Origin of the sequence: Citrobacter sp. Awk 4 (assembly GCF_028069725.1) — a bacterium.
GTDB lineage: Bacteria > Pseudomonadota > Gammaproteobacteria > Enterobacterales > Enterobacteriaceae > Citrobacter_D.
Genome location: NZ_JANEWG010000026.1, coordinates 15,065 through 40,326 on the forward strand (window position 1 = coordinate 15,065; position 25,262 = coordinate 40,326).

At 53.2% G+C, this 25,262-nt stretch carries 18 protein-coding genes, 1 tRNA gene and 1 pseudogene; 12 read left to right on the plus strand and 8 right to left on the minus strand.

What is annotated here, in order from left to right; genetic code table 11:
* Positions 1 to 60: 60 nt before the first annotated feature.
* Positions 61 to 3,981: a DNA translocase FtsK gene (ftsK, locus tag NNO04_RS12665; protein WP_271444954.1), complete on the minus strand. Its 3,921-nt coding sequence runs from the start codon at positions 3,979 to 3,981 to the stop codon at positions 61 to 63.
* A gap of 134 nt (positions 3,982 to 4,115) precedes the next feature.
* Positions 4,116 to 4,610: a leucine-responsive transcriptional regulator Lrp gene (gene lrp / locus NNO04_RS12670; RefSeq protein ID WP_000228473.1), complete on the minus strand. Its 495-nt coding sequence runs from the start codon at positions 4,608 to 4,610 to the stop codon at positions 4,116 to 4,118.
* A gap of 546 nt (positions 4,611 to 5,156) precedes the next feature.
* On the opposite strand from lrp, the gene trxB reads away from it, so the two are divergent.
* The 5 genes from trxB to infA all read left to right on the plus strand — a co-directional run bounded on the left by trxB (position 5,157) and on the right by infA (position 10,979).
* Positions 5,157 to 6,125 (plus strand): thioredoxin-disulfide reductase, encoded by a 969-nt coding sequence (gene trxB, locus NNO04_RS12675; protein ID WP_271444955.1) that lies wholly within the window; start codon positions 5,157 to 5,159, stop codon positions 6,123 to 6,125.
* Between the two features lie 112 nt (positions 6,126 to 6,237).
* Positions 6,238 to 8,004, plus strand: coding sequence for a heme ABC transporter permease/ATP-binding protein CydD (cydD, locus tag NNO04_RS12680; protein WP_271444956.1), 1,767 nt, complete (start codon positions 6,238 to 6,240; stop codon positions 8,002 to 8,004).
* Positions 8,005 to 9,726, plus strand: coding sequence for a heme ABC transporter ATP-binding protein/permease CydC (cydC, locus tag NNO04_RS12685; protein WP_271444957.1), 1,722 nt, complete (start codon positions 8,005 to 8,007; stop codon positions 9,724 to 9,726).
* Positions 9,727 to 9,770: 44 nt separating this feature from the next.
* On the plus strand, positions 9,771 to 10,475 hold the full coding sequence (aat, locus tag NNO04_RS12690; RefSeq protein WP_271444958.1) for a leucyl/phenylalanyl-tRNA--protein transferase: 705 nt from the start codon (positions 9,771 to 9,773) through the stop codon (positions 10,473 to 10,475).
* Between the two features lie 285 nt (positions 10,476 to 10,760).
* Positions 10,761 to 10,979, plus strand: a complete 219-nt coding sequence (gene infA / locus NNO04_RS12700) for a translation initiation factor IF-1 (protein WP_001040187.1) — start codon at positions 10,761 to 10,763, stop codon at positions 10,977 to 10,979.
* Between the two features lie 78 nt (positions 10,980 to 11,057).
* Here infA and NNO04_RS12705 read toward each other — a convergent pair whose 3' ends face one another.
* Positions 11,058 to 11,966: a LysR family transcriptional regulator gene (locus NNO04_RS12705; protein ID WP_271444959.1), complete on the minus strand. Its 909-nt coding sequence runs from the start codon at positions 11,964 to 11,966 to the stop codon at positions 11,058 to 11,060.
* A gap of 109 nt (positions 11,967 to 12,075) precedes the next feature.
* Between NNO04_RS12705 and NNO04_RS12710 the strand changes: the two genes are divergently transcribed.
* The 3 genes and pseudogenes from NNO04_RS12710 (at position 12,076) to NNO04_RS12720 (ending at position 13,313) form a co-directional block, all read left to right on the plus strand.
* The gene (locus NNO04_RS12710; RefSeq protein ID WP_271444960.1) at positions 12,076 to 12,936 is read left to right on the plus strand and encodes a pirin family protein; all 861 of its coding nucleotides are present in this window, start codon (positions 12,076 to 12,078) and stop codon (positions 12,934 to 12,936) included.
* 18 nt (positions 12,937 to 12,954) lie between these two features.
* Positions 12,955 to 13,092: pseudogene (locus NNO04_RS12715) on the plus strand (hydrolase); the annotation flags it as partial.
* A gap of 133 nt (positions 13,093 to 13,225) precedes the next feature.
* A tRNA-Ser gene (locus NNO04_RS12720) sits at positions 13,226 to 13,313 on the plus strand.
* Positions 13,314 to 13,825: 512 nt separating this feature from the next.
* Here NNO04_RS12720 and clpA read toward each other — a convergent pair.
* Positions 13,826 to 16,102: an ATP-dependent Clp protease ATP-binding subunit ClpA gene (clpA, locus tag NNO04_RS12725; protein ID WP_271444961.1), complete on the minus strand. Its 2,277-nt coding sequence runs from the start codon at positions 16,100 to 16,102 to the stop codon at positions 13,826 to 13,828.
* 30 nt (positions 16,103 to 16,132) lie between these two features.
* On the minus strand, positions 16,133 to 16,453 hold the full coding sequence (clpS, locus tag NNO04_RS12730) for an ATP-dependent Clp protease adapter ClpS (RefSeq protein WP_271444962.1): 321 nt from the start codon (positions 16,451 to 16,453) through the stop codon (positions 16,133 to 16,135).
* Between the two features lie 323 nt (positions 16,454 to 16,776).
* On the opposite strand from clpS, the gene cspD reads away from it, so the two are divergent.
* Positions 16,777 to 17,001, plus strand: coding sequence for a cold shock-like protein CspD (cspD, locus tag NNO04_RS12735; protein WP_162379603.1), 225 nt, complete (start codon positions 16,777 to 16,779; stop codon positions 16,999 to 17,001).
* A gap of 84 nt (positions 17,002 to 17,085) precedes the next feature.
* Here the strand turns inward: cspD and macB are convergent, their stop codons facing one another.
* Together macB and macA are read right to left on the minus strand one after the other, a co-directional pair.
* Positions 17,086 to 19,032: a macrolide ABC transporter ATP-binding protein/permease MacB gene (gene macB / locus NNO04_RS12740; RefSeq protein WP_271444963.1), complete on the minus strand. Its 1,947-nt coding sequence runs from the start codon at positions 19,030 to 19,032 to the stop codon at positions 17,086 to 17,088.
* On the minus strand, positions 19,029 to 20,144 hold the full coding sequence (gene macA / locus NNO04_RS12745; protein ID WP_271444964.1) for a macrolide transporter subunit MacA: 1,116 nt from the start codon (positions 20,142 to 20,144) through the stop codon (positions 19,029 to 19,031). The genes macB and macA overlap by 4 nt, the downstream gene beginning before the upstream one ends.
* A 162-nt stretch (positions 20,145 to 20,306) precedes the next feature.
* Here macA and NNO04_RS12750 point away from each other — a divergent pair, with 162 nt between their 5' ends.
* Positions 20,307 to 21,257 carry a VirK/YbjX family protein gene (locus NNO04_RS12750; protein ID WP_271444994.1) on the plus strand — a complete coding sequence of 317 codons (951 nt, stop codon included), beginning with the start codon at positions 20,307 to 20,309 and terminating at the stop codon, positions 21,255 to 21,257.
* On the opposite strand, the gene NNO04_RS12755 is transcribed toward NNO04_RS12750, so the two are convergent.
* Complete coding sequence (locus tag NNO04_RS12755) at positions 21,254 to 22,912, minus strand: ATP-dependent endonuclease (RefSeq protein ID WP_271444965.1); 1,659 nt, start codon at positions 22,910 to 22,912, stop codon at positions 21,254 to 21,256. The genes NNO04_RS12750 and NNO04_RS12755 overlap by 4 nt on opposite strands.
* A 425-nt stretch (positions 22,913 to 23,337) precedes the next feature.
* Here NNO04_RS12755 and aqpZ point away from each other — a divergent pair, with 425 nt between their 5' ends.
* Positions 23,338 to 24,084: an aquaporin Z gene (gene aqpZ, locus NNO04_RS12760; protein WP_271444966.1), complete on the plus strand. Its 747-nt coding sequence runs from the start codon at positions 23,338 to 23,340 to the stop codon at positions 24,082 to 24,084.
* Between the two features lie 145 nt (positions 24,085 to 24,229).
* The gene (locus NNO04_RS12765; protein WP_271444967.1) at positions 24,230 to 25,129 is read left to right on the plus strand and encodes a lysine exporter LysO family protein; all 900 of its coding nucleotides are present in this window, start codon (positions 24,230 to 24,232) and stop codon (positions 25,127 to 25,129) included.
* The last annotated feature ends 133 nt before the right edge of the window (positions 25,130 to 25,262 follow it).

The window sequence follows — 25,262 nt, forward strand, 5'->3', positions numbered from 1 at the left end:
AAAATCAGCATGAGGAAAGAAGAAAATACTGAATTCTTATTTATTTACCGATCTTTGCAATCAATCAAAGGGAGGCGGAGCCAACACTTCACGATTGCCGTTATGACCTTGCTCGCTGACAATCCCCTGAGCCTCCATCTGCTCGATGATGCGCGCCGCACGGTTATAGCCAATGCGGAACTGACGCTGTACGCCGGAGATCGAGGCTTTACGTTTTTGAGTCACAAAGTTCACAGCCTGATCGAATAAAGGATCCAGCTCTTCGCCACCGTCTAAGCCGCCAGCGCCACCTTCACTTTCGCTATCAGAGGTGATGCCGTCGACGTATTGCGGACGACCGCGCGCTTTCCAGTCCTGCACGACGGCATGAACTTCTTCATCGCGAACGAACGCGCCGTGAACACGAACAGGCGTGCTGGAGTTCGGGCCGGAGTAGAGCATATCCCCCATCCCGAGCAGCGACTCCGCGCCGCCCTGGTCGAGAATGGTACGGGAGTCAATTTTACTCGACACAGTAAAGGCGATACGCGTGGGTATGTTCGCTTTAATCAGGCCAGTAATTACATCAACCGACGGGCGCTGCGTAGCCAGCACCAGGTGGATACCCGCAGCACGCGCTTTCTGCGCCAGTCGCGCGATCAGCTCTTCCACTTTTTTGCCGACGGTCATCATCAAATCAGCAAATTCATCGACCAGCACAACAATATACGGCAGTTTTTCCAACACTGGATGCGTAGCATCCATACTGTCGCCCGGTTTCCAGTACGGGTCCGGAATCGGACGACCCATGCGTTTCGCCTCGGCAATTTTCTCGTTGTAACCCGCCAGGTTACGCACGCCCAACGCTGACATCAGCTTGTAGCGACGCTCCATCTCGTTGACGCTCCAGCGCAGAGCGTTGGCGGCGTCTTTCATGTCGGTAACCACTTCCGTTAACAGATGCGGTATACCTTCATAAACCGAGAGCTCCAGCATTTTCGGGTCGATCATGATAAAGCGAACGTCTTCCGGCTGGGCTTTGTAGAGCATACTGAGGATCATGGCGTTTACGCCGACCGACTTACCGGAACCGGTGGTACCGGCAACCAGAAGGTGCGGCATTTTCGCCAGGTCAGCCACCACGGGCTCACCGGCGATGTCTTTACCCAACACCACAGAGAGCGGTGACGGGTTATCACGGAAGCGCGCGCAGTCGAGCACTTCACGCAGATAAACGGTCTGACGTTTTTTATTCGGCAATTCCAGACCTACGTACGGTTTACCTGGGATCACTTCCACAACGCGCACCGCAACGGTAGAAAGCGAACGGGCCAAATCACGCGACAGGTTGGAAATACGCGCAGCTTTCACGCCCGGAGCCAGATTCAGCTCGAAGCGGGTGATAACCGGACCCGGCGAGTAGTTCACCACGTCCGCTTTAATGCGGAAATCCGCCAGTCGAGCTTCGACCAGGCGCGCCATTTGCTCAAGCGCGAAGGTATCTACCGGCTCAACTTCCGTTGGCGGCGGCGTCAGCAGATCTAATGACGGCAGCGGCGTGGTCGGTTTAAGCGCCGGGCGACTGTCGCCGTTACGCATCAGCAACGGGTGAATCAGGCTTTCCTTTGGCTGCGGAGCAGGTTGATGCGGCTGCTGATACTGCGGCGGCTGTGCAACAGGCTGTTGTGGCTGCTGGTACTGCGGCGGTTGTGCAACAGGCTGTTGTGGCTGCTGGTACTGCGGCGGCTGTGCAACAGGCTGTTGTGGTTGCTGATACTGCTGCTGTTGTACAACAGGTTGCTGATACTGCGGTTGTTGAACAGGCGCAGACTCCGGCATCACACCCGGGGTAAACAACGGCTCATGCGGTCCTTCATCCACCAATGTTTTCATGGGTGAAAATTCAAAATCATCCAGTGAGAATGGATTCGCGCCTGAAGGTTGTTCACCGGAATAACGCTGTTGCTGTGAAGAGGCAAACTGGCGCGCCAGCTCAGCTTCAGCGCGAGCATCTTCGTCTTCCGGTTGAGAAACATCGTGCTGATACTCTTCGCCATAACGATGCTGCTGCGATTGCGCAAACTGGCGAGCCAGTTCATCTTGCTGCATCGCCTCGATTTCGTCTTCAGAGTACTGCGTATCAGAATCGAGACGCTCCGCCTCACGCGCTTTCTCTTCCGCCATGCGTTGAGACGGTAATTTGATGCCATACGATGCCAGTTCACGGCGCGTTGGAACACGCACACGATTGGGTCGCGGTAACTGCGGTCCAATCCCTTCTTTAACTTGCGGGCGTGGCGCACCGTCCCCCGCGAGACTAAATACTGGCGCGCCCACAGCGGCTGCCGCCCCTGCCGCCAACGTCGCGTCTTTCACGCCAGCCGCTAATGGCGCAACTGCGGCAATGGACTCTACTGGCGGTATAGCAGCCGTCACGGGTGAAGAATACTTCACTGGCTCAGGTTCATTCACTGGCTCAGGAATGGGTTGATACCATGCCGCAAGTTGCTCACGCTCACGCGCACGCTTCTCTTCCACTTCTTCAAAATAGTAAAGCGGTGGGCGCGCAGGTTTAGATTCTTCAATCTCTGGCTCTGGCTCAACGGCAATGGGTTCCGGTTGATGAACAGACTCAGAGGAATGCACCAGCTCTTGTGAGTAAACCGGCTCAGATTGCCAGCTTTGCTCCGCAACCGCTTCTTGTGGCGGCCATGGCGTTTGCGGTTGCGGCGCTACAGGCTGTTCGTAGCCAGGTTCCGACACCGGTGGCGCATAATAGTGCGGCTGAGATTCAACTGGCACAGGTTGCTGCCAGGGTTCCTGAACGGGAACCTGAGGCTGAACATATTGCGACGGTTGCGGATACCCTTCCGGCGCTGGGGCGATAACAGGGTCGGTATATTCTGGCCCGGATACAGGCTGCCATTGCACTTCAGGTACAACAGGCACAGGTTCAGCACCGGGAATAGACGGTGTTTGTAATGCGGGATCGACAGGCGCGGCCCAGGTTTGTGTCGCCGCTGTCGCTGCTGCGGCGGCTACGACCGGCTCGGTGACCGAGTGACCATTGAGCAACGGATCGTATTCATCATACTCAGGCTGAGTCGCACGATGCCCGGAGAACAGCACGTCGTTAGGATCGGCTGGTACGCCACGTGCGCTGTATTCAATTTCCTCTTCATCATCCATGCGTTTACCGGAAAACAGCGCCGCATCGGTATGACGACCGCGTGGGTTGGTAAACTTCTCTGCCAGACGTTTGCGGCGCGCCAGTGCGCCCCGGAGAATACGTGCGCGTCGGGACTCTCGTTTTACGCCGTCAGCTTCATCGGCAAACTCGTCGTCATCTTCATATTCTTCATCATCGACCCACGTATCATCACGACGGGTACGATTGCTCGCGAATGTCAGAATATTGAGCAGCCAGCCGCCTAATTTTTCTGCAATGCTGACCCACGACCAGCCCGTAAACAGCGTCAGACCAGCGGCCCAAATGCACAATAACGCGATAGTTCCCCCACTGCTGTGCAGCAAAGGTTGAAGCGTCGTGCTCAGCAGACTGCCAATCACGCCGCCAGACGCGAAATACCAGATGTCATCAGCATTAATTGCCGCAAGACCGCAGGAAGTCAGAATGAGCGCCAGTACGCCGATCACACGCAGCGACACGGCAAAATAATCGATATATTCGTCGCTGGCCTGATGTCGCCAGGCAAACCAGCATCCCCCCACCATAATGACCGGGATGGTGTAAGCCATTACGCCGAAAATGAAGAACAAGGTGTCAGCCAGCCAGGCTCCCGGCATGCCACCCAGATTATGGATAGGTTCGTGCCACGCCGTCTGCGACCAACTGGGATCTGAGGGATTAAAACTCAGTAAGGCAGCCATCAACCAGACGGCAAAAAGGGCAATAAGGATCAGCAACGCTTCCAGAAGTCGGCGCCCGCTGCTTAACTTTGTCAATGTGACTTCTTTGTCTTCAGTGTATTCCTGGCTCAAAAAAGGCTCTCCAGGTTTCAGGCTTTTCCTGCCCGATGCTAAAACGGACAACAGCACCGGGTTTCCCCGGCACTGTTGCTGTATGGATTAACAGGAGTGTAATCAAACTGCGTCGATTTTGCACCTGTTCCGTGTTAGCGCGTCTTAATTACCAGACGATTGCTCTGTTTTACTTCTTCCATCACCACGTAGGTACGTGTGTCATTCACGCCAGGCAGACGCAGCAGGGTTTCCCCCAGCAGCTTACGATAGGCAGACATATCCGGCACGCGTGTTTTCAACAGGTAGTCGAAATCACCAGAAACTAAATGACACTCTTGAATTTCTTCAAGTTTTTGTACTGCAGTGTTAAATTGCTCAAACACATCCGGCGCACCACGATTCAGAGTAATCTCAACAAAAACCAGAAGTGATGCATCCAGATAATGTGGGTTTAACAGTGCTGTATAGCCCTGAATAAACCCCTGTCTTTCCAGACGACGCACACGCTCAAGGCAGGGCGTCGGTGAAAGTCCAACTCGTTTAGAAAGCTCGACGTTAGAAATACGTCCATCCTTTTGCAACTCATTAAGAATGTTGCGATCGATGCGGTCGAGATCTTTGCCAGGGCGCTTCTTGCTATCTACCATTATTATTGTCTCTCTGTATTCCTTCCCTACACCTGCCTGACTCTTTGCACATCACTGTTTAGAGCCTATGCCCATCACAATAGACCGAAACCCAGAGGGATTAACGGCGCGCAATGCCTGGTCTATAGTGAGAAGACCGTTGCCTGATGGCCGCTATCGATATCACGAATGGCGTCTGTCCACACCATGCGTAGATTTCGCTAGCCCGGTAAACATGGTATTTACATGCATGGTTATGCATCACACACATATCACTGTTTTGTTCTTCAATGACTGTTTTCGCAAAACAGCAGGGGATTGTCAAAGCAAAACATCGATTTTTAGTACAACATGCCAATTATTCATTGGGAGCGGTCGTTAATCGTCATTTAATCACCTTATAACGGCGCTATTTTAAGTAGAAATCATTCTAATCGCGTCTTCACCGTGGCCTCTCATTGGTTCTTGCTATTACACGAATTGTTAACAAAATCGCTATACTCTTTTTTTACGCCTACAAATTCCCTACAATCCTGCCCATTGCCTGCCAACAACTATGGGGATCTCATGGGCACGACCAAACACAGTAAACTGCTTATTCTTGGTTCAGGGCCAGCGGGATATACCGCTGCGGTCTACGCTGCGCGTGCAAACCTGCAACCGGTACTGATCACCGGTATGGAAAAAGGCGGTCAATTGACCACTACGACCGAAGTGGAAAACTGGCCTGGCGATCCAAACGAGCTGACAGGGCCGCTGTTGATGGAACGTATGCATGAGCATGCGACAAAATTTGATACTGAGATAATCTTTGATCACATCAATAAGGTGGATTTGCAGAACCGTCCGTTCCGTCTGACTGGCGACAATGGCGAATACACCTGTGATGCGCTGATCATCGCCACCGGAGCTTCCGCTCGCTATCTCGGTTTACCATCAGAAGAAGCGTTCAAGGGGCGTGGCGTTTCTGCCTGCGCCACCTGTGACGGTTTCTTCTATCGCAATCAAAAAGTCGCGGTCATCGGCGGCGGCAACACGGCTGTTGAAGAAGCATTGTACCTGGCGAATATCGCCTCAGAGGTCCATCTGATTCACCGTCGCGACAGCTTCCGTGCAGAAAAAATCCTGATCAAACGTCTGATGGATAAAGTCGAAAACGGCAATATCGTGCTGCATACCCACCGTACGCTTGAAGAGGTCACTGGCGATCAGATGGGCGTCACCGGCCTGCGCCTGCGCGATACGCATAACACCGACAACATTGAATCGCTTGAGGTCGCAGGTCTGTTCGTTGCCATCGGCCACAGCCCGAACACCGCTATTTTCGACGGCCAACTTGAGCTGGAAAATGGTTACATCAAAGTTCAGTCAGGCATTCACGGTAATGCCACGCAAACCAGCATTCCGGGGGTCTTTGCGGCGGGTGACGTGATGGATCACATATACCGCCAGGCGATTACGTCCGCGGGAACAGGTTGCATGGCGGCGCTGGATGCAGAGCGTTATCTCGACGGGTTAGCCGACGCCTGTAAATAAGTTTACAAATCAGCAACAAAAGTAAAAAAGGCGACTATAAGTCGCCTTTATTTTTGCCCCGTTGTAACATTGCCCTGCCTAAAATTCTGATAACTCACCTGCTAAGCGTGCAATGAATAAAACCCGTCAAAAAGAGTTAACTCGCTGGTTAAAACAGCAAAGCGTCCTCTCCCAGCGCTGGCTGAACATTTCTCGTCTGTTGGGATTCGTCAGCGGCTTATTGATTGTCGCTCAAGCCTGGGTCATGGCGCGTATTCTGCAGCATATGATTATGGAGAACATTCCTCGTGAAGCCCTCCTCCTCCCTTTCATCGTTCTGGCACTGATTTTTATCCTGCGCGCCTGGGTCGTCTGGCTGCGTGAACGGGTCGGTTTTCACGCCGGGCAGCATATCCGCTTCGAAATACGTCGCCAGGTGCTGGACCGTCTGCAACAGGCGGGACCGGCGTGGATTCAGGGAAAGCCAGCAGGAAGTTGGGCGACGCTGGTGCTCGAACAGATTGACGATATGCACGATTATTATGCGCGCTATCTTCCGCAAATGGCGCTGGCCGTCAGCGTACCGCTGCTGATCGTTGCGGCAATTTTTCCGATAAACTGGGCCGCCGCGCTGATCCTGCTCGGCACGGCTCCGCTAATTCCGTTATTTATGGCGATGGTTGGCATGGGGGCCGCAGATGCCAACCGGCGTAATTTCCAGGCGCTTGCGCGTTTGAGTGGTCATTTCCTCGATCGCTTGCGCGGCATGGAAACCTTACGCATTTTTGGTCGTGGGGATGCTGAAACCGAAAGCATTCGCGCCGCGTCGCAGGATTTTCGCCAGCGCACCATGGAAGTCCTGCGCCTCGCCTTTTTATCCTCGGGCGTCCTGGAGTTCTTTACCTCGCTTTCCATCGCACTGGTCGCCGTCTACTTCGGCTTTTCTTATCTTGGCGAACTTAACTTCGGCCATTATGGCACCAGCGTTACACTTGCCGCCGGTTTCCTGGCGCTGATTCTTGCCCCCGAGTTCTTTCAGCCTTTACGCGACCTTGGCACGTTTTATCACGCCAAAGCCCAGGCCGTAGGCGCGGCTGACAGCCTGAAAACGTTTATGGAAACGCCCCTCGCCCATCCGGAACGTGGTGATATTGAGCTCGCGACGAAAGACCCTGTCTCGATTGAAGCCCGGGACCTCATAATCACCTCCCCGGAAGGAAAAATACTCGCCGGTCCGTTGAATTTCTCACTGCCAGCAGGCCACCGCGCGGTGCTGGTCGGGCGCAGTGGTTCAGGAAAAAGCTCTCTGTTGAATGCGCTATCCGGGTTTCTCTCATACCAGGGCTCATTGCGTGTTAACGACATTGAACTGCGCGATTTGTCTCCCGAATCCTGGCGTAAGCAGCTTTCCTGGGTCGGACAAAACCCGCAACTCCCTGCGGCAACATTGCGGGAAAATGTACTGCTAGCGCGCCCGAATGCCAGTGATGAAGAGCTCAAAGCCGCGCTCGACAACGCCTGGGTCAGTGAGTTTCTGCCGATGCTGCCGCAAGGACTGGACACGCCAACGGGCGATCAGGCTGGCCGGCTTTCCGTCGGCCAGGCGCAGCGCGTTGCGGTTGCTCGCGCGTTGTTGAACCCGTGCAGACTGCTGTTGCTTGATGAGCCAGCAGCCAGCCTGGACGCGCACAGCGAACAGCGCGTTATGCAGGCATTGAACGCCGCTTCCCGGCGCCAGACCACGTTGATGGTCACCCACCAACTCGAAGATCTGGCCGACTGGGATGCCATCTGGGTGATGCAGGACGGGCAAATTGTCGAACACGGTCATTATACCCAACTCAGTACCGCCAACGGGCCGTTTGCCACGTTATTGGCTCACCGTCAGGAGGACATCTGAATGCGCGCCTTGCTACCTTATTTAGCGCTCTACAAGCGCCATAAATGGATGTTAACGCTCGGGATCGTACTGGCGATCGTCACACTGCTGGCCAGTATTGGGCTGTTGACGCTGTCCGGCTGGTTCTTGTCAGCGTCCGCCGTCGTGGGTGTTACCGGCATTTACAGTTTTAACTATATGCTGCCTGCAGCAGGCGTACGTGGCGCAGCGATTACCCGTACTGCGGGTCGCTATTTTGAACGGTTAGTCAGCCACGATGCGACGTTTCGCGTCTTACAGCATCTGAGAATTTATACCTTCAGCAAACTATTACCGCTCTCTCCGGCGGGGCTTGCCCGTTATCGCCAGGGGGAGTTGCTTAACCGCGTGGTTGCCGACGTCGATACGCTCGATCATCTCTATTTGCGCGTCATCTCCCCAATAGTCGGTGCCTTTGTGGTGATTATGGTCGTCACCCTGGGTCTGAGCTTTCTCGATGTCACCCTCGCGATAACGCTGGGGGGAGTTATGCTGCTTACCTTGTTCATTCTGCCTCCGCTGTTTTACCGCGCGGGGAAGAACACCGGACAGAGCCTGACCCACCTGCGAGGACAATATCGCCAACAACTCACCGCATGGCTGCAAGGACAAGCGGAATTGACGATCTTTGGCGCCAGCGATCGCTACCGGGCGCAGATGGAAAGCACAGAATTGCAGTGGCATGAAGCCCAACGCCATCAGTCTGAACTGACCGCGCTGTCTCAGGCCGTCATGCTGTTGATTGGCGCGATAGCGGTCATGTTAATGCTGTGGATGGCTTCCGGCGGCGTTGGCGGCAACGACAAACCCGGCGCCTTGATCGCACTCTTCGTCTTTTGCGCGCTGGCGGCATTTGAGGCACTGGCCCCCGTGACGGGCGCATTCCAGCATCTTGGTCAGGTTATCGCCTCCGCGCTACGTATTACCGATCTCACCGAACAGAAGCCCGAGGTGGAATTTCCCGATACGGATTCAGCGGTGCCAGAGCAGGTGACACTGACGATGCGTGATATTTCGTTCAGCTACCCTGAGCAAGCGCAAAACGCGCTGGAGTCCCTTTCGCTGCACGCGAAGCCTGGCGAGCATATTGCCATTCTTGGGCGTACAGGTTGTGGTAAATCGACGCTGTTACAGTTACTGACCCGGGCGTGGGACCCGCAGCAGGGCGAGATCCTCATCAACAATCAGCCGATTTCAGCGCTTAACGAAGCCGCGCTGCGTGGCACCATCAGCGTCGTACCGCAGCGCGTCCATCTGTTCAGCGCCACGCTGCGTGACAACCTTCTGCTGGCGGCACCTGACGCCAGTGACGAAGCGCTGTCAGAAATTCTGTGCCGTGTCGGTCTGGAGAAACTACTCGAAGATGGCGGGCTTAATAGCTGGTTAGGTGAAGGAGGCCGTCAATTATCCGGCGGCGAACTCCGCCGTCTGGCTATCGCCCGCGCAGTATTGCATGACGCCCCGCTGATGTTGCTGGATGAACCGACCGAAGGGTTAGACGCCACAACGGAAAGTCAAATGCTTGAATTGCTTGCCGATGTTATGCGAAACAAAACGCTGCTAATGGTCACACATCGCCTGCGCGGGCTGTCGCGTTTTGATCAAATAATAGTGATGGACAACGGGCAAATTATTGAGCAAGGTAATCACACAGATCTGTTAGCCAGGCAGGGTCGTTATTACCAGTTTAAGCAACGTCTGTAAGCTATTATTGAACGATCCGACTTGCGTACTGGAGTTGTGCTGTCATGCGCCTGGTTCAGCTTTCTCGCCACTCAATAGCCTTCCCTTCCCCGGAAGGCGCTTTGCGCGAGCCCAATGGGTTATTAGCTCTTGGGGGCGATCTTAGCCCTGCCCGCTTATTAATGGCATACCAGCGGGGCATATTTCCGTGGTTTTCGCCTGGCGATCCTATTCTCTGGTGGTCACCCGATCCTCGTGCTGTTTTATGGCCGGAGCATTTTCATCTCAGTCGTAGCATGAAGCGTTTTCACAAACACTCGCCCTATCGGGTGACGCTGAATTATGCTTTTGATCAGGTTATTGAAGGCTGTGCCAATGATCGCGAAGAAGGGACATGGATAACACGCGATGTGGTGGAGGCTTATCATCGTTTGCATGAATTAGGCCATGCGCACTCCATTGAAGTATGGCGCGACAATGAATTAGTGGGTGGAATGTACGGCGTATCGCAAGGCACCCTTTTTTGCGGTGAGTCGATGTTCAGCCGCCAGGAAAATGCCTCCAAAACAGCATTGTTTGTTTTTTGCGCTGAATTTCGCCGTCAGGGAGGAGAGCTTATCGACTGCCAGGTGCTAAATAGCCATACAGCGTCACTAGGAGCCGTGGAAATAGCACGCCGTGAGTACCTTGAACACCTCAGCATAATGCGCCCGCAGCGGCTGCCAGCCCTTTTTTGGGTGCCTCGCACGTTATTTTCACCTGAGGAGTGAATGTTTTCGGCACATTTTTTGTTGGGGTGTTATAATTGTGCCGCAGAGCAGGTTATGCCCATTACCCCGCCGCCGTTAAGGAACAGTTCGCGTCAGGTAACGCCCATCGTTTATCTCATCGCTCCCTTATACGTTGCGCTTTTAGTGCGGCTTTGCCGTGTGTGATCGGAGTAATGCGCCAAACCTGATTTGCTGTGTTTTAAACGCGCAAATCTTTACTTATTAAAAGAACTTCGGCATTATCTTGCCGGTTCAAATTACGGTAGTGATACCCCAGAGGATTAGATGGCCAAAGAAGACAATATTGAAATGCAGGGTACCGTTCTTGAAACGTTACCTAATACCATGTTCCGCGTAGAGTTAGAAAACGGTCACGTGGTTACTGCACACATCTCCGGTAAAATGCGTAAAAACTATATCCGCATCCTGACGGGCGACAAAGTGACTGTTGAGCTGACCCCGTACGACCTGAGCAAAGGCCGCATTGTCTTCCGTAGTCGCTGATTGTTTTCACGCCAACATGGCGTAAAGATAATAAAAGGTCGGTCTATCCGGCCTTTTTTGTGGGCGCAATGTCGCGCGTTAATCTTCTATCATCCGCGCATATTCTTCCATTAAGAAGTCCACTAATGCACGTACAGAAGGCAGCAATCCACGACGCGAAGGAAATACTGCGTGGATAACCTCCCTTTTCGGCTCCCAGCCATCCAGTAAAGCCACCAGTTCACCGGTAGCCAGTTGCTCTTTGACCATCAAAATCGGTAACTGTACAATGCCAACACCCGCGACAGCCGCCTCACGTAACGCCAGCATATCGGTGGTAATCAAACGCGGCGTAAAATGCACTTCGGCCCTCGCCCCTTCAGGCCCAAACAATTCCCATCGGTGCGCATGTTTCCCGGCAGCAAGACCCAGCCCCGGCCAATTGTTAAGCCCGGCAGGGGAAGAAAGAGGTCCCATCCGGGCGATCAATCTCGGGCTGGCAAACAGACGATGTCCACGATCGGATAATACGCGCATCACCAGATCGCTATCTTCAAAAGGACGCGGCCTGACGCGAATCGCAATATCAATCCCCTCACCCACCACATCAACACGGCGATTGGTTGCTTCCAGTTGCAGTGAAACATCAGGATAGCGCGCCAAAAATTTTGCCAGCATCGGACCGATATGCGCGTGCAGCAACGTGACGGGACAGGTCAGCTTCACCACACCGCGCGGCTCAACCTGTAGCGCAGCGATAGCATCTTGCGCCGCTTGTGCCTCAACCAGCATCGCTTTGCAATGTTCATAAAACGTCTGCCCGACTTCAGTTACATTGAACTGCCGTGTCGTACGCTGAATCAACCTGACCCCCAGACGCTCCTCAAGTTGTGCAATACGCCGACTGAGTTTTGACTTCGGTTCATCAAGCGCGCGACCCGCTGCGGCAAATCCCCCCTCCTCGACGACATGAACAAACCACGCAAAATCATTGAGATCCGGTTTCATTTTTATTGTCCCATTTATAGAACAGTCAATGCCATTTAAGCCACTACACACATCATTGTCATAAATATAAGCTTATTTGCAATACTAGTCAGCCATCGAGGAGATCAAGATGAAACACATAACAGGTGTCTATACCGCACCACGCCCGCACTGGGTTGGCAATGGATTTCCGGTTCGTTCGCTGTTCTCTTACCAGTCCCATGCGCAGTCGTTGAGCCCGTTCCTGCTTCTGGATTACGCAGGCCCCTACACCTTTGCGCCTGGCGCTGAAAAACGCGGCGTTGGCGAACATCCTCACCGTGGATTCGAAACCGTCACGATTGTTTACAGCGGTGAAGTTGAGCACCGCGATTCAACCGGTCGCGGCGGCATCATCGGTCCAGGTGACGTGCAGTGGATGACGGCGGGCGCAGGCATTCTGCACGAAGAATTTCACTCTTCGGCCTTTACTGAACGCGGGGGAGAGCTGGAGATGGTGCAGTTGTGGGTGAACTTGCCCGCCAAAGACAAAATGACCGCTGCGGGCTACCAGAGTATCAGCAATGCGTTAATTCCCACTGTAGCTTTACCTGGCGAGGCTGGCACGGCGCGGATCATCGCAGGCGACTTCCAGGAAACAAAAGGCCCGGCACACACCTTCTCGCCGATGAATGTCTGGGATATGCGTTTACAGCGAGGCTGCGACATCACGCTTTCCCAGCCTGCGGGCTGGAGCACCGCGCTGATTGTCCTGAAAGGCAGCATTACGGTAAATGGCACCACGCCAGTCAATGAAGCGCAAATGGCGGTGCTCAGCCAGCAGGAAGAAGCCTTCCATCTCGACGCCAACAGCGACGCTACCGTTTTGTTGCTGGCGGGGGAACCGTTAAATGAACCGATTGTCGGTTATGGCCCCTTTGTGATGAACACAAAGCAAGAGATCGCTGAGGCTGTCCGCGATTTTAACGCTGGTCGTTTTGGCCAAATCTGAAACATTGAGGAGAACATCCTGTCCAGTCCTGCTAATTTTAATGGCTTGCGTCCGGTTATTGATGTGAATGATTCCGTGACGCTGTTGATCAACCACCAGAGCGGTTTATGCCAGACCGTAGGCGATATACCAATGCCGGAGATCCACACCAATGCACCGCGTCGGACAGGTAGATGTACACTGCGTAACCAAACGAGAGTGAAAGCGTAAATACTGCTTGACCGTTTTAGCGCAACTCCCTATAGTAGCGCCCCGTTGCCCCCCAAGCGGTCAGGCAGCAAAACAATATGGTGAGGTGTCCGAGTGGCTGAAGGAGCACGCCTGGAAAGTGTGTATACGGCAACGTATCGGGGGTTCGAATCCCCCCCTCACCGCCATATTCGAGAAAGAGCTCGTACGAAAGTACGGGCTTTTTTTTCGCCTGTTGCACACGCCGGGGGGGATGAGAACTCCCGACCGGGGTTCGACAACTGGCGCAGCCTGTTGGACAGACCACGAACGCAGTGAGTGGGCTGCCCGTCAGGGCGAGCGAAGCGAGTCAATCCCCCTCACCGCCATATTCGAGAAAGAGCTCGTACGAAAGTACGGGCTTTTTTTTCGCCTGTTGCACACGCCGGGGGGGATGAGAACTCCCGACCGGGGTTCGACAACTGGCGCAGCCTGTTGGACAGACCACGAACGCAGTGAGTGGGCTGCCCGTCAGGGCGAGCGAAGCGAGTCAATCCCCCTCACCGCCATATTTAAGAAAGAGCTCGTACGAAAGTACGGGCTTTTTTTTCGCCTGTTGCATACGCCTGCAGTATCGTACCTGCGATTATTGCCGGATGGCGGCATAAAAAAGGCATAAAAAAACCGGGCGCAGAGGCCCGGTTCATCAGACGATAAGAGATTAATGCGCGGCTTCTGGCTTGTGCTTTTGCGCACTCTGGAAACCATACGTCAGCTCATTCTTCTCTTTATCCAGGGCGACAGTCACCTGGCCGCCGTCCACCAGCGAGCCAAACAGCAACTCGTTAGCCAGCGGTTTTTTCAGGTTGTCCTGCACCACGCGAGTCATTGGACGTGCGCCCATTGCCCGGTCGTAGCCTTTCTCAGCCAGCCAGTTACGCGCTTCCTGGCTAACTTCCAGGGAGACGCCTTTCTGATCCAGTTGAACCTGCAACTCGACAATAAACTTATCAACAACCTGATGAATCACCTCGGTAGACAAGTGATCGAACCAGATAATATTGTCGAGACGGTTACGGAATTCCGGCGTAAAGACTTTCTTAATCTCCCCCATCGCATCCGTACTGTTGTCCTGATGAATGAGGCCAATGGATTTACGCTCAGTTTCACGCACGCCGGCGTTGGTGGTCATCACCAGCACCACGTTGCGGAAATCCGCTTTACGCCCGTTATTATCGGTCAGCGTACCGTTATCCATCACCTGCAACAGCAGGTTAAAGACATCCGGGTGCGCCTTCTCGATTTCGTCCAGCAGCAACACGGCATGCGGATGTTTAATTACCGCATCCGTCAGCAAACCGCCCTGATCGAAACCGACATATCCCGGAGGCGCACCGATCAAACGGCTGACAGTGTGACGCTCCATATACTCGGACATATCAAAGCGCAGCAGTTCGATCCCCAGCGCTTTGGAGAGCTGTACCGTGACCTCGGTTTTACCCACGCCAGTAGGCCCTGCGAACAGGAATGAACCGACAGGCTTATGCTCGTGTCCCAGTCCCGCGCGGCTCATCTTGATGGCTTCGGTCAGCGCCTCAATGGCTTTATCCTGTCCAAAGACCAACATTTTCAGACGGTCGCCGAGATTTCTCAGCGTATCGCGATCGCTTTGCGAGACGCTCTTCTCAGGGATACGCGCAATACGCGCCACCACGGATTCAATATCCGCCACGTTGACGGTTTTCTTGCGCTTACTGACCGGCATCAGACGCGCACGCGCGCCCGCTTCGTCGATCACGTCAATCGCTTTATCCGGCAGATGACGGTCATTGATATATTTCACCGCCAGTTCTACCGCCGCCCGCACCGCTTTCGCGGTATAGCGAACATCATGGTGTGCTTCATACTTCGGTTTCAGACCGTTAATAATCTGTACGGTCTCTTCCACCGACGGCTCAGTAATATCGATTTTCTGGAAGCGACGCGCCAGAGCACGGTCTTTCTCGAAAATGTTGCTAAATTCCTGATAGGTTGTCGAACCGATCACGCGGATCTTGCCGCTGGAGAGTAACGGTTTGATCAGGTTTGCCGCATCCACCTGGCCGCCCGATGCCGCTCCCGCGCCAATAATGGTGTGGATCTCATCGATGAACAGGATGCTATTGGTGTCCTGTTCCAGCTGTTTCAGCAACGCTTTAAAGCGTTTTTCAAAGTCACCGCGATATTTGGTCCCCGCCAGCAGCGAGCCAATATCCAGTGAGTAGAGGGTGCAATCTGCCATCACTTCCGGCACATCGCCCTGGACAATACGCCAGGCCAGCCCTTCCGCAATCGCCGTTTTACCGACACCGGATTCCCCCACCAGCAGCGGGTTATTTTTACGACGGCGGCACAGAACCTGAATGGCGCGCTCCAGCTCTTTATCGCGGCCAATCAGCGGGTCGATTCCCCCCACGCGCGCAAGCTGGTTAAGGTTAGTCGTGAAGTTCTCCATACGTTCCTCCCCGCCAGCTTGCTCTTCGTTATTGGGTTGGTTGCCGGAATCAGAAGACTGACTCGGCTCATCTTTACGTGTTCCGTGAGAAATAAAGTTCACCACATCAAGACGGCTGACTTCATGCTTACGCAGCAGATAGGCCGCTTGTGATTCCTGTTCGCTGAAAATAGCGACCAGTACGTTAGCGCCGGTAACTTCACTGCGACCGGAGGACTGAACGTGGAAGACGGCGCGTTGCAGCACACGCTGAAAACTCAACGTCGGCTGCGTGTCGCGTTCTTCTTCGCTGGCAGGCAGAACGGGTGTGGTTTGTTCAATGAAGGCTTCGAGTTCCTGACGGAGCGCAACCAGATCCACGGAACACGCTTCCAGCGCTTCGCGGGCTGATGGGTTACTGAGCAACGCCAGTAACAAGTGCTCGACGGTCATAAACTCATGACGGTGCTCGCGCGCTCTGGCGAAAGCCATGTTTAAACTGAGTTCCAGTTCTTGATTGAGCATAGGCACCTCCCCCAATTTTTATGCCTGCATTCAGGCTTTTTCCAGCGTACACAGCAATGGATGCTCGTTCTCCCTCGCATACCTGTTCACCATCGCCACTTTGGTTTCTGCAACCTCGGCGGTAAAGACTCCGCAAATGGCCTTACCCTGGTAGTGAACGGCGAGCATCAATTGAGTTGCACGTTCTACATCATAAGAAAAGAATTTTTGTAACACGTCAATAACAAACTCCATCGGAGTGTAATCATCATTGACTAATATCACTTTATACATAGATGGCGGTTTTAGCGCGTCGCGCACTTTATCTTCCGCAAGCTGGTCAAAATCCAGCCAGTCTTTCGTCTTACCCATTGTCAGTCGTCATCTTCGGTTACGGTTGCCGGCAGTTACTCTGCCGCTGACAAGAGCTTATGCGCACAAGCAATTTACCTCAATTAATAGATAACTATCATCTATTACTGTCATCCGCGACATCTGTCACATTCCCCGGCAATAGCGTTAACTGCTTCAAAATTTTGATTCATTTTTACCCTACCCCCCCCGCCAAATGCTTGACGGCTCGCCTGATTTCTCTAAATTGTACTTTCGAGAGTTGGCGAGGTTTTGAACAGCCTCCACTCTACCACCGGTTCATTCCATCTTACTTATATAAGATTTACGAAGGATGTCGAAGCATGGAAACGGGTACTGTTAAGTGGTTCAACAATGCCAAAGGGTTTGGTTTCATTTGCCCTGAAGGCGGCGGCGAAGATATTTTCGCCCATTACTCTACCATCCAGATGGATGGTTACAGAACGCTAAAAGCCGGACAATCTGTCCAGTTTGATGTTCACCAGGGGCCAAAAGGCAATCACGCCAGTGTCATCGTGCCTATCATTGAAGCAGAAGCTGTCGCATAGCTCTTCTGTCTCATTGTGTACATCCTGCAGTCAAAATGCCAGCCCCCTGGGCTGGCATTTTTCTTTTTGAAGAAATACAACACATTATTCCCTGGCCAGCGCATCGACGGGATCCAGTCGGGCGGCGTTTCGCGCCGGTAACCAACCGAATAAAATCCCGGTAAATGTTGAACACAAAAAAGCGGTAATCAGGGCTATCGGCGAGAAGCCGATTTCCCAACCGGGTAAAAACAGTTGCAGCGTAAAAGCGATCAACATCGACAGGCCAATGCCTAAGGCTCCGCCCACCAGGCACACCAATACCGCTTCAATTAAGAACTGCTGTAACACGTCGCTGGCACGCGCGCCCACCGCCATCCGGATCCCTATCTCCCGCGTACGTTCCGTCACCGAAACCAGCATGATGTTCATGACGCCAATCCCACCAACAACCAGCGAGATCACCGCCACCAGAGTCAGAAACAGTTGCAGGGTACGGGTGGTCTTTTCGGCCGTTTTCAGGACGCCGTCCATGTTCCAGGTGAAGAAATCCTTTTTACCGTGGCGTAACGTCAACAGGCGGGTGAGCTGTTGTTCCGCCTGCTCACTCCCGAAGCCTTCTTTCACGCGAACCGTAATCGAATTCAGCCAGGATTGCCCCATCACCCGCCCTGACATCGTGCTATACGGCAGCCAGACTCTGAGGATTTTGCTGCTACCGAACATCGACTGTTTCTCTTCCGCTACGCCAATCACCGTAGCAGGCATATTGCCGACCAGGATCACTTCGCCCACCACGGTGGTTTTGTTCGGAAATAGCTGGCGCCGGGTGTTGCTGTCCAGAACCACCACCTGCGCCCGCCCGTTTAGCTGTTCACGATTGAAGGTATTTCCTTCGCTGAAACTCATCCCGTAAACGTTAAAATAGTCCCCACTGACGCCATTGGCGCTGGCCGCCACATCGATATTTGCGTAACGTAAGCGCAGATTCTGCGAAACCGCAGGCGTCGCGGAACTGACCCAGGGCTGTTTTTGAATCGCCGTCAAATCGTCGTATTTCAGTGCCTGCTGATACTGCGGATCGTCATCACCAAAATCTTTGCCGGGATAGATATCAATAGTATTGGTCCCGATGGAGCGAATATCCGCCAGCACCAGTTGCTTTGCCGCATCGCCCACCACCACAATCGACACCACCGATGCGATACCAATGATGATCCCCAGCATCGTGAGCAACGTGCGCATTTTGTTGGCCGCCATTGCCAGCCACGCCATGGTCAGCGCCTCGCGAAAACCGCTGACAAACTGATTCCAGCCGGAGGCGGTCTTAACGGCAGATTCGGTGATACTCTCACCGATGTCTGTTTTTTGCGACGGCGGATTACGGACGATCTCGCCATCGCGAATTTCTATCACCCGTTCAGCCTGTGCCGCAACCTGCGGATCGTGAGTGACGATAATGACCGTATGACCGCGATCGCGCAGTTGATGCAAGATCGCCATTACCTCTTCGCCAGAATGGCTGTCCAGCGCCCCCGTGGGCTCATCCGCAAGAATAACCTGTCCGCCGTTCATTAGCGCACGGGCGATACTGACACGCTGCTGTTGCCCGCCTGAAAGCTGAGAGGGATGGTAGTCGACACGATCCCCCAGCCCCAGCCGTTGCAGGAGATCCTGAGCGCGCGCCAGTCGCTGTTTACGCTCGGTTCCGGCATACACCGCAGGCACCTCAACGTTTTGCGTCGCCGTCAAATGTGAAAGCAGATGATAACGCTGGAAAATAAAACCGAAGTGTTCACGCCGTAACTGCGCCAGCGCGTCTCTGTCGAGGGTAGAAACATCCCGCCCCGCCACCCGATAGGTACCGCTGGTCGGTTTATCCAGGCACCCCAGAATATTCATCAGCGTGGATTTACCCGAGCCTGAAGCACCGACAATCGCCACCATTTCACCCGCCTGAATGTGCAGCGAGATGCCTTTCAGCACCTCCACCTGCTCTTCACCCGACGGATAGCTACGGCGAATGTCGTTCAGTTCAAGCAATGCCGTCATTGGGCGACTCCCGGTTTGCCCTCACCGGTAACCACTTCATCTCCCTCTTCCAGGCCTTTGACAATCTCCACATCGGTATCATTACGCGAGCCAATCGACACTTCCCGTTCACGAGTTTCGCCGTTGCGCAGCAGGGTGACTTTGTAGCGATTGTTTCCAATCGGGTCGCCCAGCGCAGAGAGTGGAATGGTCAGGACATTTTTAATGTCGGTAAGCTGAATATGGACCTGAGCCGTCATGTCGAGACGTAAAATGCCATTCGGATTAGGCACTTCAAAACGGGCATAGTAGAAAATGGCATCGTTGACTTTTTCAGGCGTCGGCAGAACATCTTTCAGCGCGCCTTCGTAGCGGGTCTGAGGATCGCCAAGCACGGTAAACCAGGCTTTTTGCCCCGGTTTCAAATGAATGACATCCGCTTCTGACACCTGCGCTTTCACCAGCATCGTGCTCATATCCGCCAGCGTCAGGATGTTCGGCGCCTGTTGGGCGGCGATCACGGTCTGTCCTTGCAGAGTCGTGATTTGCGTCACTTCCCCCGCCATCGGTGCCACAATACGGGTGTAATCCAGGTTGGTTTTCGCGGTATCCAGTGATGCCTGATTGCGCTTAATTTGCGCGTCAATGGTGCCGATTTGCGCCTGCTTAACGGCCAACTCGGTGGTGGCAGTGTCCAGATCCTGCTGCGAGACGGCCTGTGTTTTTGCCAGTTGCTGTTGGCGAGAGAGCGTCACACGCGCCAGTTTCCATTCGGCTTGCGCCTGAAGTCGCTGAGCGCGCAATTCCATCAACGTGGCTTCGACTTCTTTAATCTGGTTTTGCGCCTGTTCAGGATCGATAACGCCGAGTAGCTGATCTTTTTTAACTTTATCGCCAATGGCCACCGACAGCGTCTTCAATTGCCCGCTAACCTGCGCCCCGACATCCACTTTACGCAACGCATCCAGTTTCCCGGTAGCGAGTACGCTTTGCTGAAGGTCACCGGGACGAACGATCAGCGTCTGATAATTAGGCAGCGGCGCATTCAGTGTTCTCCAGGCAGCAATCCCCCCCACGATAATGACCACTATCGCCAGCAGATACCGCTTTTTAAGCTTTCCCTTGTTGTTCATAAAAATCCTGAATTCCCCGTCTATTGCGCCAGAGTGATTGAGCCAACATCAACCAATAATAAACAAGTATTGAAAGGCAATGAGAGTAACAGAGTTATTGATATTTGGTTAAGTTTGCTGATGGTGAAATCCATGCGACACCCTTTTATTGGATGGTTGAATATGTCGCAGCTCACCGAAAATGCCTTCTCTCCTTCTCGCCCCATGACGAGCCTGGGGTTATTTTTCAGTCTGACCCGCGGCCTGTGGCGCCCGGGGAAATTCTGGCATCAACGCAGTTTCCGGCGGAAATTTATGTTGCGCTCCCTGTTGATGCCCCGTTTGAGTCGCGAATGGATGACTGAACTTTCACAGTGGCCGGATCTGAACGTCTTACTAACGCGACAGCCGCGACTCCCGGTTCGCCTTCATCGCCCCTACCTTGCGGCAAATATGGGCCGGAAACAATTACTGGAAGCATTGCGTTATCATTACGCCCTGCTACATACGTTTATGACGCCCGAAGAATTAAGAACATATATGAATACATCCGGGCTGCAACTGGCGCAACTGGAAGGTAAAAATGGGGAACTCTTTACCCTTGAGCTGACCATGATGATCTCTCTCGATAAAGAGGGTGACAGCACCCTACTGGTGCGTAACGGTGACGGGGATACGCTGGCGGAAATAACGTTCACGCTATGTGAATATCAGGGGAAACGGACTCTGTTTATTGGCGGGTTACAGGGCGGCAAGCGCGAACTCCCCCATGAAGCCATTCAAAGCGCGACCAAATCGTGTCATGGATTATTTCCCAAACGCCTGGTGATGGAGGCCGTATGCCGATTCGCCGAACGTTTACAGGTCCAACAAATTCTTGCGGTCAGCAACGAGACGCACATCTACCGTAGCCTGCGCTATCGCGATAAAGAGGACAACATCCACGCAGACTACAATGCCTTTTGGACGGCCTGCGGAGGGGAATGCGATGAGAAAGGGTATTACCACCTTCCCTGTACGCTCACGCGTAAGGAGATAGCGGAAATCGCCAGCAAGAAACGCGCTGAATACCGTCGTCGCTATCAAATGCTGGACGCTATTCAGGCGCAAATGGCCGGGTTATTCCGCCGTTAATCAGCCCGGCCACGCGCCAGCCAGAGCACGCGTGAGAACATCTTTTTGAACAGGGTCGGTACCGCATCTACGCCGCGCCGCCCCGCTTCCATAGCCACTTCAATGGCGAGATCCGGTTTCGATGAGCGATGGATCGCTTTCGAAATAATCTTGCGCATGTTCATCGGAATATTTTCCGGGATCTGCGCCACCCGGTGAAAGACATCTGAAAATCCCTGCCGGTACATAAAGTGTTCCATATCCAGCGCAGGCAGTGCGGTGAGATGCTCACGCTCCGCTTCCCGATCGTTATCGAGCAAGCCACGCACCGTCGCGGCATATTTTTTCCCTGCTTCATCGCCGTCTACCAGCACATGCCACTCAATCCCCATACGTCGGGCGAATTTCACCAGTGGCTTTAAACCAGACTGGGCAAACTCAATCACTTTAATCCCTTCAGCATCAAAGTGATGTCCGCATTGACGCGCCAGTTCGTTGATAACCCAGGTTTCGGTTTCACCCTCGACCAGCAACCAACAGCGCGCAAATAATGAAGAGGAGCGATTGAAACGAATATGAAACGCAATGCGTCGTCCATCTTCCGCACTCAACCCACCGGGCCCCAGGCGCCACGCCGCCACGCGCGATGACTCACGCACCAGGCGAACAACATGTTCCACCGGCGTGAGTGACAGCAGCTCACCAGAATTGGTGGTGGCTACACGTTGCAGCGGCAGAAGATTCAACAGTTGCCAGGCGACCGACAACATAATGGGATGTAACCGCGTTTCCGGGTCTTCTACCAGCAACAGCGGCCGCGCATCTTTATCTAACCTCAGGGTACCTTTTGCCTGTAATAACGTCGAAAACAGCCCCAGCAGAATCACCCGATGGGTACGCCCGCCGGGTTTGTCGATCATCCGGTTGATGATGTCCAGATACCGCCAGCTTCGCTGTTCATTGTTCGAACGCCGACGCATCAGCCGATAGCGTGATTGCCCGGCACCTTGCTCAGAGAAGTAATGTTCCAGCAATTGCACCATCGCCGACAGCCCCTGGCGTATCTGACCATCGGTCAGATTCTGGGGGCGCATTGCCAGTTCCCGGGCCAGAAAATCCAGCTGTCTTGCGGTCACTTCCACATCGGGCATATCGGGCACCGTACCGTTACGGATCCGGCGCATAAAACGCGCATCGCGCAGACGCAGTACCGGCATCAGGCGAATAAGATGTCGAGCCTGGTCGTTAATATCGTCAACGGGTAATGGATGCCCATCGCCATCCAGGAAACTGCGCAGAGTCATGACACTGTCGTCTTCACCGCATTCACCTTCCAGACGATAAAAAATGCGGTGATAGTCGTCCCGGCAAGGTGTCCAGCAGTCGGCCAGCGGGCGGTAACGACGCACCCGGTGGCGACCAGGTTGCGATTCGCGAAACGTGAGAATGATATGCAGATGGTGTTCCCGATCCTGGATATCGCCGGGAGGAAACCAGAAATCTTCGCGAACGAAATGATAAAGATCGGATTCCGGCGACAGCAACAGGGTCAGCGCGTCCAGCAAACTGGATTTACCCCAGGCGTTCTCCCCAATCAGTACGTTGTTTTGCTCCAGCATCAACGACAGTCGATTGATCCCGCGAAAACCTACAATCTCAACGCGTTCGAGAATCATGTTTCCTCCAGAAAAGAGTCACTAATCCATTAAGCTATCCGCAGTATAACGGTAAAATCTCACGGCTGATGTGATGCCCGTACGTTCGCAACAGGCAACTGATTGAATAGTGTACGAATCACACAGAATACTTCGTTATGAAATATTTCAAGAATAATAGAACAATATAATAGTTAAGTTAGTGAATTATATCGATTTCACTAAAACTATCTTTGGGTGGAAATGCACTACACTGTGTCTATGGAAAATTGGCGTAAGGAATAACTGCACATTGCCCTAAATCAAATTTCGTAGATTTATTTAACTGGTGATTGGGTGGCGATCGTTTTTAAAATACCGGTTCATGCATTCTATCGTCACCCTTTTATGGCGATAAATACGGTTGGTATGAGAAATCATGACCAATTTTTTAAATTGAGGTGGATATGTTCAGAAAATTAGCGGCCGAATGTTTTGGTACATTCTGGCTTGTTTTTGGTGGTTGCGGGAGTGCCGTTCTGGCAGCAGCATTTCCTGAATTAGGTATTGGATTTGCCGGTGTTGCGCTGGCATTTGGTCTGACTGTGTTAACTATGGCATTTGCTGTTGGTCATATTTCGGGTGGCCATTTTAACCCGGCTGTGACATTAGGTTTATGGGCCGGCGGTCGTTTTCCGACAAAAGACGTTATCGGTTATATCATCGCTCAGGTGGTCGGCGGCATTATTGCGGCGGCGGTACTTTATCTTATTGCCAGCGGTAAAGCGGGCTTTGATGCGACCGCAAGTGGATTTGCCTCAAACGGCTATGGTGAACATTCACCAGGCGGCTACTCTATGCTTTCCGCCATTGTCATTGAAATTGTCCTGACCGCCGGTTTCTTATTAGTGATTCACGGTACAACAGATAAACTCGCTCCGGCAGGCTTTGCCCCAATTGCGATTGGTCTTGCGCTTACCCTGATTCACTTAATCAGTATTCCGGTGACCAATACGTCCGTCAACCCGGCGCGTAGCACCGCTGTCGCTATCTTCCAGGGCGGTTGGGCGCTGGAACAGCTGTGGTTGTTCTGGGTGATGCCAATCATCGGCGGCATCCTCGGCGGTCTTATCTACCGCACACTGCTGGAAAAACGCGACACGGATACTGATAGTGCGCGCGCTGTGGCATCAGATGGCGATTCGCTTATCTGACCTACAGGTCCACAAATTGCATAAGAATGTAAGCCGGGTAAGGCGTAACCGCCTCCCGGCTTTTATTTTGCTCTTTGACTGCCAGACCTTTATTGGGTAGTGTCACTGGCGCTAAACAGATACTCATTAAAGGACCCCGCTGTTCATGTTTTCAGGACTCTTAATTATTCTGCTGCCGCTGATGATGGGCTACTTCGTTCCCCTTCGGCATAAACCCGCATTAATCCTGATCAATCGCTTGTTGAGCTGGATGGTTTATCTCATCCTTTTCTTTATGGGTATTAGTCTGGCGTTTTTGGATAATCTCGCCAGTAATCTGCTCTCTATTTTTTATTACTCTGCCGTCAGTATTACCGTTATTTTGCTGTGTAATATTGCCGCCTTACTGTGGCTGGAACGCTCTTTACCGTGGCGGCACAACCACCAGCAGGAAAAACTACCGTCGCGTATTGCCATGGCGCTGGAGTCACTTAAATTATGCGGCGTGGTGGTGCTTGGCTTTGCGCTTGGGCTCAGCGGGCTGGCCTTTTTGCAACACGCGACCGAAGCCAGCGAATATACGCTGATCTTTTTATTGTTCCTGGTGGGGATTCAATTACGCAACAGCGGCATGACCCTGAAACAAATTGTGCTCAATCGTCGGGGAATGATTGTCGCGGTGGTGGTGGTCGCCAGTTCCCTGGTGGGTGGCCTGATCAATGCATTTATTCTCGACCTGCCTCTCAACACCGCGCTGGCCATGGCGTCGGGTTTCGGCTGGTATTCCCTTTCCGGTATCCTGCTCACCGAATCCTTCGGCCCGGTTATTGGCAGTTCCGCCTTCTTTAACGATCTGGCGCGAGAGCTTATCGCCATTATGTTGATCCCTGGTTTAGTTCGTCGTAGCCGTTCTACCGCCTTAGGCTTGTGCGGCGCCACGTCGATGGACTTTACCCTGCCCGTTTTACAGCGTACAGGCGGTCTGGAGATGGTCCCAGCCGCGATTGTGCACGGCTTTATTCTGAGTTTGCTGGTTCCCATACTGATGGCGTTTTTCTCCGCCTGATTGTTGCCCGGCGGCAGACTCCTGCCGCCAAAATTGCGCTAAATCAATCTCCCTGCAAGTTGTATCAGAAATCCCTTTTATCCCCTCGCGCACAAGCATAATCTTAAAGGTGTATATTAAATATAACTTTAAA

Excerpts from the sequence above, each read along its gene's own strand:
- cspD (WP_162379603.1), top strand. The coding sequence starts at position 16,777 with ATGGAAACGGGTACTGTTAAGTGGTTCAACAATGCCAAAGGGTTTGGT.
- lrp (WP_000228473.1), bottom strand. The coding sequence starts at position 4,610 with ATGGTAGATAGCAAGAAGCGCCCTGGCAAAGATCTCGACCGCATCGAT.
- NNO04_RS12765 (WP_271444967.1), top strand. The coding sequence starts at position 24,230 with ATGTTTTCAGGACTCTTAATTATTCTGCTGCCGCTGATGATGGGCTAC.
- aat (WP_271444958.1), top strand. The coding sequence starts at position 9,771 with ATGCGCCTGGTTCAGCTTTCTCGCCACTCAATAGCCTTCCCTTCCCCG.
- cydD (WP_271444956.1), top strand. The coding sequence starts at position 6,238 with ATGAATAAAACCCGTCAAAAAGAGTTAACTCGCTGGTTAAAACAGCAA.
- clpA (WP_271444961.1), bottom strand. The coding sequence starts at position 16,102 with ATGCTCAATCAAGAACTGGAACTCAGTTTAAACATGGCTTTCGCCAGA.
- aqpZ (WP_271444966.1), top strand. The coding sequence starts at position 23,338 with ATGTTCAGAAAATTAGCGGCCGAATGTTTTGGTACATTCTGGCTTGTT.
- NNO04_RS12710 (WP_271444960.1), top strand. The coding sequence starts at position 12,076 with ATGAAACACATAACAGGTGTCTATACCGCACCACGCCCGCACTGGGTT.
- cydC (WP_271444957.1), top strand. The coding sequence starts at position 8,005 with ATGCGCGCCTTGCTACCTTATTTAGCGCTCTACAAGCGCCATAAATGG.
- NNO04_RS12705 (WP_271444959.1), bottom strand. The coding sequence starts at position 11,966 with ATGAAACCGGATCTCAATGATTTTGCGTGGTTTGTTCATGTCGTCGAG.
- NNO04_RS12755 (WP_271444965.1), bottom strand. The coding sequence starts at position 22,912 with ATGATTCTCGAACGCGTTGAGATTGTAGGTTTTCGCGGGATCAATCGA.
- NNO04_RS12750 (WP_271444994.1), top strand. The coding sequence starts at position 20,307 with ATGTCGCAGCTCACCGAAAATGCCTTCTCTCCTTCTCGCCCCATGACG.
- clpS (WP_271444962.1), bottom strand. The coding sequence starts at position 16,453 with ATGGGTAAGACGAAAGACTGGCTGGATTTTGACCAGCTTGCGGAAGAT.
- macB (WP_271444963.1), bottom strand. The coding sequence starts at position 19,032 with ATGACGGCATTGCTTGAACTGAACGACATTCGCCGTAGCTATCCGTCG.
- infA (WP_001040187.1), top strand. The coding sequence starts at position 10,761 with ATGGCCAAAGAAGACAATATTGAAATGCAGGGTACCGTTCTTGAAACG.
- macA (WP_271444964.1), bottom strand. The coding sequence starts at position 20,144 with ATGAACAACAAGGGAAAGCTTAAAAAGCGGTATCTGCTGGCGATAGTG.
- trxB (WP_271444955.1), top strand. The coding sequence starts at position 5,157 with ATGGGCACGACCAAACACAGTAAACTGCTTATTCTTGGTTCAGGGCCA.